This is a genomic window from Proteus sp. HMSC14B05 (genome assembly GCF_001808035.1).
GTDB lineage: Bacteria > Pseudomonadota > Gammaproteobacteria > Enterobacterales > Enterobacteriaceae > Proteus > Proteus mirabilis.
This window is the reverse complement of sequence record NZ_KV791965.1, coordinates 1-2305: the sequence shown is the minus strand read 5'-3', so window position 1 is coordinate 2305 and position 2305 is coordinate 1. Positions and strand designations below refer to the sequence as shown.

Below are 2305 nucleotides of genomic sequence, written 5' to 3'. Positions count from 1 at the left end.
CAAATGAGCCGATTTTATGTTTATTTTGTTGGTATTCTTTGCGTAACTCATTATTACCCCTTGCTATTGTAATAGTTTTATCATTATTAATATAATATATATCATAGATATCTGCCTCATTTTCTATATATTCATCAATATTATCTTGTTTAATTGTTTTATAATATTCGCGTGAAGAAAAATCAATAAATATAGTACCAGGTTTATCATGTTCTTCATCTGGTTTTATCTCTTTTATAGGTGTACCTTCCTCGTTAGGATGACTAGCACTGCCTTTTCGATAACCTGAAATGAATTTTGTACCAGATATATTAACAAATTGATTATAATAACCAAACTTTAAATCAGCATTGCTATATGGTGATATTTTTTTAAAAAATATAGGTAATATATCTGAGGCATGTTTTAATATTTCTTCGATAACTTCTTGTTGATGGGGGAATATTGTTTCTTGAGTGGAATAAATATAGATAGGTATATTATCTAGTATAGTATAAATATCATTTGCTATTTTTTTTATTCCTTCTTCTAATTCTTTTATTCTTTTTTTTGAAGCCTCACTATCTTTATCTTCAATGGTGTTTAATTCTTGTTTTTTTTGTTCTCTAATATTTACTAACCTATAATATTCATATATATCTTTTAGCGTTTTTTTTCTCATGTTTTCTGTTAATGGGTTTTTATTTTTTATAATTTCTCGGTATGTGTTATGATCTGGAAATGTATAAGTTATTGTTGTTATTTCATTTGGTGATTTTTTTGGCCAACCTATCATAGTTCCTGTTGTGATGATCCCTTTAGGTAAATAGAAATTAGTCGTTTCTTTAACATTTTTTACTATAGTCATATAAATTCCTTTCTTATTTAATAATAAATTATTTGCATTAATTATTATAAAATAAACTTATTCTATAATTAGCTAATTATTGTATTTTTGTTGTTTTATTACTTTTTGAAAAAACACATATCAGTATTTTTTATATTATTAGTTGGTTGTTATATTTATAGAAATAAAGTTTATAGAAACACACTATTTATTAGTGTGTTTTTAGTTGGTTATCGTTATTATGCTGGATTATTATTAATATAATAATTAATGATAATTTATAGAGAAATAGTTTAAAATTTTAACAAATCATATGGTGAGATTTATTTATACTGCAAAGAGTTCATCATGGTTAAATATACCGACAATCTCTATATGTACAATGGATTTATCATCGTTAGAAGATGTTGAAACGTCTATGATGGTTTTGTTGGCTGGTTTGTTATGATTTAATGAAAATTCATTTTTATCTCCTGATAATTTATCAACTTTTTTCATTTTTGATATATCTATTTTTCTATAATCCCTAGTGAGCAAAGTTATTTTATCCTTGTTTTTTTCAAAATCCCAAATTGAACTATTGCTTTCAATGCCCTCATAGCAGAAAAAATTAAAGGTATCATTTCCTTGTCCACCTGTTATACGATGAGTTCCTGTGCCCAAATATATTTCATCATCACCTTCTCCCCCTAGAATGATATTTCTGCCTGGAAGCCCTCTATCCATTGATGCTACACAGATCCGATCATTACCCTTACCACCATTCAACATATTAGCACCATAATAATCAATAAGCATATCATCTCCATCATCACCATAGAGCACATCATTTCCCATTTCTCCGTATATAACATCGTTTCCAGAGCCACCATAGAATAAATCATTGCCATCACCGCCATAGAATAAATCATTGCCATCACCACCTATGAGGTTATTATCAAAAGGATTTCCTATGAGAGTATCATCACCTTTACCACCAATCGCATTTTCAATAATCGTTTTATAGGCAATAGAGATATTACTCCGTAATCCTCCAATATCTGAAAAACAGCCCTCATTGAGATTAATGACTTGATTAACGGTATATAGGGAAAAGTCTAATGTATCAATTCCTCCTGAATCCCAAATACAGCTCACTAGTTTATCTTCTATGTTATTTAAAGAGTAAGCGGCGCGTCCCGTATTGGAATGAAAACCATAGGTATTATTTTCAAGACGTGTGGTCATATTTTCGCCATAGAGATATTGTAATAATAATATATCTACTAGCATAAAGGTCATGGGATAAAGGCCACCAAAATCTGCATCTTTAATATCAGGACACTTATAGCTCATAACTGAGTATTTAATTGAATCTAATACTTTATGCTTTTCATTTAGTATGTATTCCCAAATATGGAATAGCCCTAGAGAATGACCTAATTCATGTATAAAAGTATGATATACAAATGAGCCGATTTTATGTTTATTTTGTTGGTA

The 2305-nt window shown here is 28.5% G+C and carries 1 protein-coding gene and 1 pseudogene; both read right to left on the bottom strand.

From position 1 onward, the window contains the following. Positions 1-847: pseudogene (locus HMPREF3129_RS02100) on the bottom strand (metalloprotease); the annotation flags it as partial. Between the two features lie 306 nt (positions 848-1153). Next, the coding region (locus tag HMPREF3129_RS02095; RefSeq protein WP_175437862.1) for a M10 family metallopeptidase C-terminal domain-containing protein at positions 1154-2305 on the bottom strand (1152 nt) is incomplete at its 5' end.